Below are 5,936 nucleotides of genomic sequence, written 5' to 3'. Positions count from 1 at the left end.
GCTGGTGGTTGTAAATGCCGCCTCGGTGGTGGTGCAGCGCTGCCCCCACCCGGGGTACCAGCCCTATTCCCCGGGCCGGCGCGGCGGCGCGGCGGCGCAGGCGCGCGCCGGATCCACGAGCGCGGCGCCGCCGTGATGCGCGGGTCCGCCTCCTTCCCCCGACCGCGGTCGCGCGCGCCTGCGCCGAACAGCCGCATGCCTATCAGAGAGGTGCACTGAATCATGGAGCCCCGTGCCCGCCACGTCGCCATCGGCGTCTTCGTCCTTTTCCTGGCCGCGCTCGGCTTCGGCGTCGCGCTGTGGCTTGGCGACGCCCGTTCCGACCGTGACTTCCACTACTACCGCGTCATGTTCGACGAGCCGGTGACCGGGCTCTCGATCGGCAGCCCGGTCCAGTACAGCGGCATCACCGTCGGTGAGGTCGCTGCTTTGTCACTGCTGCCCGAGGACCCGCGCCGGGCCATCGCCCGTGTGCGCATCGAGACCTCGATTCCGATTCGCCAGGACACCCGGGCCGAACTGGTGATCACCGGCATCACCGGCGCTGCGGTGATCGAGCTGAGCGACGGTGGTCCTGACGTGCCGCTGCTACCCAGGAAAGAGGGCGAGGAACCGCTGATCCTGGCGCCGCGCTCGGCTCTGGCTTCGCTGGTCTCCGGCGACGGCAACACCATGACCACGATCAACGGCATCTTGCTGCGCACGCATGAACTGTTCTCCGAAGAGAACGTGGCACTGGTGCATAAGACCTTGGTGAACCTCGAGGACACCACCGGCACGCTCGCCGGACAGCGCACCGAGCTGGCCGGGCTGGTCAAGAACCTGACCGAAGCGAGCCGGGAATCAACCGCGGCACTGCGCCAGGCCAATGCCGTGATCGACGATGCCCAAGCGATCCTCAACGAGGAGGGACGCCCCGCACTGGCCAGCACGCGTGAGGCCATGGCCTCGCTGGAGCGTAGTTCGGCGCGGATGGAAGCCCTATTGCAGCGCAATGCGGCCTCGCTGGATCAGGGCATGGCCGCTACCGGCCCGGCGATGAACGAACTGAGGCAGTCACTGGCCAGCCTCAACACCGTGCTGCGCCGTCTGGATCGCAACCCCGCCGGCTACCTGCTCGGCAGCGAGAACATCGAGGAAACCACCCCATGACCCATGCTTCCCGCAAGCTGCCCGCGACCTTCGCGGCGCTCCTGCTCGCCGCCACGCTGCCGGCCTGCAGCATCCTGCCCAAGCAGGCGCCAGCCGCCACCTACCAACTGCCGTTGCAGCACCCGGCACAGGCGCGCAGCGGCGTACATGGGCCGCGCGCCGATGGCCCCATACTGGTCATCCATTCCCCGGCGAGCAATCGGGTGCTCGATTCGGACCGGGTCATCATTGCCCAGCCCGATGGACGCCTTGCGGCCTGGCAGGGACTGCGCTGGGCCGATACCGCACCGGTCCTGCTGCGCGACCGCCTGGCCGAAGCCTTCATCCAGGATGGACGACTGACCGTGCACGTGGACAGTGCGGCGCCCGCCGCCGAACTGGACCTGCTCGGCGCGCTGCGGGCGTTTCAGGTCGAACAGCGCGGCACCGCGCCGGTGGTGGCGATCCGGCTCGACGCGCAACTGGCCGAGCGCGACCGTGCGGGCGCCGGCGTCAGCCGGCGCTTTGAGGTGGTGCATGCCGCCGCGAGCAAACGCGAGACCGACGTGATAGCTGCGTTCGGCGCCGCGTCGGATGCGTTGGCTGCCCAAGTCGTCGACTGGGTCCTGGAGCAGCCCACGGCATCCGCCACCGGTTCGGACGCGCGCGCGCGCCACGCCGACCTGCCATCCCCCGCTGCGGCCGAGTCGTCGCACTCGACTAGGTAAGCTGCCATGCCCAAGTCCGTCCACAGCTACTGGTCACCCGAGCCCATCGCCGTTACCCAATCGCCGAACTGCAGGAGCTCGGCTACGACTGCGCCTTGGTGTCGCCAGAGCAGGTCGCGGTGACGAGCGCCCAGACTTTCGGCGCGGCCCGGATCCTGCAGTGGATCGTTGATCCGGCCAAGTTCATCGTCTCACTGAAACAGCTGGCACTGCGCGCCGGTATCCGCATCCACGTGCGCAGCCAGGTCTCCGGCATCAACGAGGTTGGTGCGGGAGTGCGCGTCGATACCTTCGCCGGTAAGGTGACGGCCGCCAAGGCGATGCCGTGGGTCAGCGCCTTGCCGCCGTCACATTCACAAGCCTGCCAGGTTCCGCCTGCAGCCTTTCTGCTTGGGGTTCTATCATGACTGATCAGCGGCAAAGACATCGCCTAGTGATCGTTGGAGGGGGCGTGGCGGGGCTGGAGATTGCCAGCGCATTGGCCCGCCGATGGCGACGTCCGGGAACGCCCACAGTCACACTGGTCGATCGGGATTCGGCCCACGTCTGGAAGCCTATGCTGCACATGATCGCGGCAGGTACGCGCGATGTTTCGCAGCAGCAAACACCCTACTTGGCGCAGGCGCGCGATACCGGATTCGTCTACCAGCCTGGCGAGCTGTGCGGCCTGAATCGGGAACGGCGAGAACTGCAGATCGCCGCAGTCTACGCTGACGACGGGCGACTTCTGATTCCCGGCCGCATAGTTGGATATGACACTCTGATTATTGCCATCGGCAGTCAAGCGAACGACTTCAGGACGCGTGGTGCCGCAAACCACTGTTACCGGATCGACTCGCGCGAGCAGGCCGATGCATTCAACCGGGAGATTCGACTTCGTGTCCTGCAGTGCGTGGCGCAGGATGCCCAACTCTCAATCGGGATAGTTGGCGGCGGCGCCACAGGCGTGGAGTTGGCTGCCGAATTGGTGCAACTGGCCGAATCAGCGGCGGCGTATGGCGCCCACGACCTGATGTCGCGCATGTCAGTTGCTTTAATCGAGAGCGGACCGCGATTACTGGCCGCCTTTCCCAAAGACATCTCTGAAGCTACCCGAGCGCGTTTGGAGCAATTGGGTGTCCGTGTGTACACCGACACACGGGTCAGCGCAGTGGATGCCGATGCCTTCCTGTTTAGCGACGGCACTCGGCGGGAGGCATCCCTAAAGATCTGGGCGGCCGGGGTCAAGGCTGCGAACTTGCTGTCGAATCTAGCGGGGCTGGAAGCGAATGCTATCAACCAGTTACTGGTACGGCCCTCGCTGCAGACGACGCAGGACCCGCGGATCTACGCCGTGGGCGATTGCGCGAGCCTTACTTTGTCGGGCAACCAGCGCTCCTTGCCGCCGACAGCACAGGTTGCACATCAGCAGGCGCAATACCTCATCCGCCAACTTCCGCGCGTGATCGAGCGAGGCTTGACGCCCCCTGACTTCGTGCACCGCGACCTTGGATCCCTGGTGTCACTAGGCGAGTACGACGCATTTGCGTCGCTGGGCAAGTTCGGCCTGCTCAAGGGGACAACGCTACGCGGAAGGCTGGCGCAGGCCAGCCATGTGCTGCTCTATCGTAGCCACCAGGCACGCCTGCACGGGATCATTCGCGGTAGTCTCTTGTGGCTGGTTGATCAGCTCAACGCACGTTTACGTGGATCGATACGACTTGATTGAGCGATTGGAAGGAATTGGTGAGTTGGATATCCAGATAGTCGACACTGAGACCACTGCGTTCGTATGCATGAGCACGAGAGCACCGAGCGTCAGGACACCTTCCACATGCTCTGGTCATCCAGCAAGCATATGGCGCCGAAACTATGAGCACTCATAGACTTCATGACGACGGAGATTTTAAAGGACTAGTACCTGGAACTAGCCCAACGATGGCCCCTTTGGCCGACCGACTTCCCACGATGCCCCGATACCGTGCATCGTCGCTGCGAGTTGCTGCCCCCGCCGCTGTTCGATCACAGGCCGCCACGGCACCAGGCTGAACCCCATGCCATCATCGAGCATCGCATAGCGCCCGCTGGCAAGCATGACGGAGCGCCGGTAGATGCCTGCAACGCGCTGCCCGTCCGTGGCGGGCCGATGCGCCAGGCCGGTTTCGGCGGCAATGTCCTTGGCGGCCTGCGCCAGTTCCCGATTGCGCAGCGTGCCCAGCAGGTTGCGCGCCAGGATCACTCGCTGCCCGCGCCGCTCCGCCAGCCCCTGTTCTTCAAGGAAGTCGGCGCGCTGTTGCAGGGTGTTCTTGACCTCGCCACCAAAGCCCAAGTCGCCCAGCCCCTTGCCGCCGCCGATCAACTGCTGGTCGAGCCAGGTGGCTCCGATCACGCGCGCCTGCAGCTCGATGGACAGGTGCGATTTCAGCTCCACGGCGACGCCGCCCAGCCGTTGCGCGTCGTACTGGCGGCCACGCTCGGTCAGGTCGTCCGGCACCTTCCATAACCCCTCGGCCACGCGCTCCACGATGCCGGCCCGGCGCAGGGCTTCCAGCCGGCGGACGTGGGCCGCGACGACTTGCTGCGGGTCGCGGTCGGGCTTGGCCCGGCCCTGCTCGATCGCCAGGTGATGATCGGTGCGGTACAGGCCATCGCTCGCCAGCGCGGCGATGTTCTTGTCGGCCGCCCGTACCTCCGCGGAACCACGCACCTCCACCACCGATCCGGTTGGATAGTTCGCCAGCTCGTCGCCGGCGTTCAACGCGACGTAGTGGGCCTTGCCGTCCACCCCGTCGATGACCAGATAGCCGCGGTCGTGCAGCTCGTCGGCCAGCCCCTTGCCGGCCACGCGGCCGACGATGGTGCGGCCGTCGTCGCCCGGCTCGAACACCGCCAGTTCGCGCGGCTGGCCGCTCATGGCGCGCTGCATGGTGCGGATGATGTCGCCACGCTCGCCCAGGGCACGCAAGGTCTTCTCCGCGTCCGCATGGACGGCCCAGGTGCCGGGCTGCACCTCGTCGGCCAGGCCCAGGCGCTGCAAGCGTTGGAGTCGGCCGATCAGCAGCAGCCGCTGGCGTTGCAGCCGGGGTTCATTGAAGCGTTCGATCTGCACCCGGCCATCCACGCCGGCCTCACGCTGCAATGTGCGGTCGAGGCTCGTCCACCGCTCCTGTTTCACCTCGCGTCCCAAGGTCTGCTGGATCTCCAGTTCGGTGCGCTGCCCCAGCCATTCGGTCGCCAGTTCGGCGGCCCGATGGCGGAAGCCGTGGGCGATGTAGTCGCCGGCGATGATGAGGTCTTTGCCGGTGTCGTCGCGTCCGCGCACGATCAGGTGTGCGTGCGGGTTGTCGGTGTTCCAGTGATCCACCGCCACCCAATCCAGCCGCGTGCCAAGGTCGGCTTCCATCCGGTTCACCAGATGCCGGGTGTAGGTGCGCAGGTCGTCCAGCTCGGCGCCGTCCTCCGGGGAGACGATGAAGCGGAAATGGTGCCGGTCGTCGGCGGCCCGCTCCTTGAAGGCATCGAGGTCGGCTTCGTCGGTCTGCGGCCCGTAGGCCCGGCCCGGTTCGCCATCGCGGCCGGCGCCGTCGCGCTCAATGTAGCGCAGGTGCCTGGCGAGCGACTGCGGGCTGGCGTTGCGCTGGTTGACCAGCAGGGTCTTGATGGTCACGCGCCGCGACATGGGCGTCAGCTTCGCCCCGGCGAAGCGCGCCGCCGTGTGGCCGCGCCCAAGCCGTGAACCGGGGCGCTGACCGGCGCGTGCGCCGCTGCCGCCGGCTGCGGAGTGGCGCATCGAGGACTTGCCGCTGCTGGCCTTGCCTGCCTGCTTGAGCACCTTGGAAACGAAGCTCTGGCCCTGACCCTTGCCCCGGTTCTTCGGGGCGCTGGGGCGTACCCGGAAATCGTCGTCGCGGCGGTCGCTCATGGCCGCGCATCCTGCAAGCTCTGGCGTGTCCTGTCGTGCGAAGCACGCGGACATGCCTGCATTGGCGCGACCTTCGCGCCCCACGCGGCACGGCGGCGAAGCCGCTCCGTGCCGCGCCACCCCCATGTGCAGACAGGCTTTCGACGCGGCCTAGTGCCTGTCTCTTATACACATCT

Annotated in this window: 5 protein-coding genes; 4 read left to right on the top strand and 1 reads right to left on the bottom strand. The window is 66.7% G+C overall.

Annotated features, from left to right (window positions below; translation table 11 throughout):
- Nucleotides 1–222: 222 nt before the first annotated feature.
- The 4 genes from AC1VXC_RS20640 to AC1VXC_RS20625 are packed head-to-tail and all read left to right on the top strand — an operon-like array spanning nt 223 to nt 3,567.
- Nucleotides 223–1,152: an MlaD family protein gene (locus AC1VXC_RS20640; protein WP_023093946.1), complete on the top strand. Its 930-nt coding sequence runs from the start codon at nt 223–225 to the stop codon at nt 1,150–1,152.
- Nucleotides 1,149–1,859: an ABC-type transport auxiliary lipoprotein family protein gene (locus tag AC1VXC_RS20635; RefSeq protein ID WP_023093945.1), complete on the top strand. Its 711-nt coding sequence runs from the start codon at nt 1,149–1,151 to the stop codon at nt 1,857–1,859. Before AC1VXC_RS20640 ends, AC1VXC_RS20635 begins: the two co-directional genes overlap by 4 nt.
- A 29-nt stretch (nt 1,860–1,888) precedes the next feature.
- Nucleotides 1,889–2,266 carry an FAD-dependent oxidoreductase gene (locus AC1VXC_RS20630; RefSeq protein ID WP_128665403.1) on the top strand — a complete coding sequence of 126 codons (378 nt, stop codon included), beginning with the start codon at nt 1,889–1,891 and terminating at the stop codon, nt 2,264–2,266.
- A complete protein-coding gene (locus AC1VXC_RS20625; protein ID WP_031687786.1) occupies nt 2,263–3,567 on the top strand; it encodes an NAD(P)/FAD-dependent oxidoreductase in 1,305 nt (434 codons plus the stop codon). The genes AC1VXC_RS20630 and AC1VXC_RS20625 overlap by 4 nt, the downstream gene beginning before the upstream one ends.
- A 198-nt stretch (nt 3,568–3,765) precedes the next feature.
- On the opposite strand, the gene AC1VXC_RS20620 is transcribed toward AC1VXC_RS20625, so the two are convergent.
- A complete protein-coding gene (locus AC1VXC_RS20620; protein WP_023093942.1) occupies nt 3,766–5,760 on the bottom strand; it encodes a relaxase/mobilization nuclease domain-containing protein in 1,995 nt (664 codons plus the stop codon).
- Between the last annotated feature and the right edge of the window lie 176 nt (nt 5,761–5,936).

The sequence above is a fragment of the Stenotrophomonas sp. STEN033 genome (genome assembly GCF_056856655.1).
The sequence above is the reverse complement of the archived record's forward strand: the minus strand, read 5'-3'. Positions and strand labels throughout refer to the sequence as shown.

Bases quoted from the DNA above. Each gene is read 5' to 3' on its own strand.
- AC1VXC_RS20640 (WP_023093946.1), top strand. From the start codon at position 223: ATGGAGCCCCGTGCCCGCCACGTCGCCATCGGCGTCTTCGTCCTTTTC.
- AC1VXC_RS20635 (WP_023093945.1), top strand. From the start codon at position 1,149: ATGACCCATGCTTCCCGCAAGCTGCCCGCGACCTTCGCGGCGCTCCTG.
- AC1VXC_RS20625 (WP_031687786.1), top strand. From the start codon at position 2,263: ATGACTGATCAGCGGCAAAGACATCGCCTAGTGATCGTTGGAGGGGGC.
- AC1VXC_RS20620 (WP_023093942.1), bottom strand. From the start codon at position 5,760: ATGAGCGACCGCCGCGACGACGATTTCCGGGTACGCCCCAGCGCCCCG.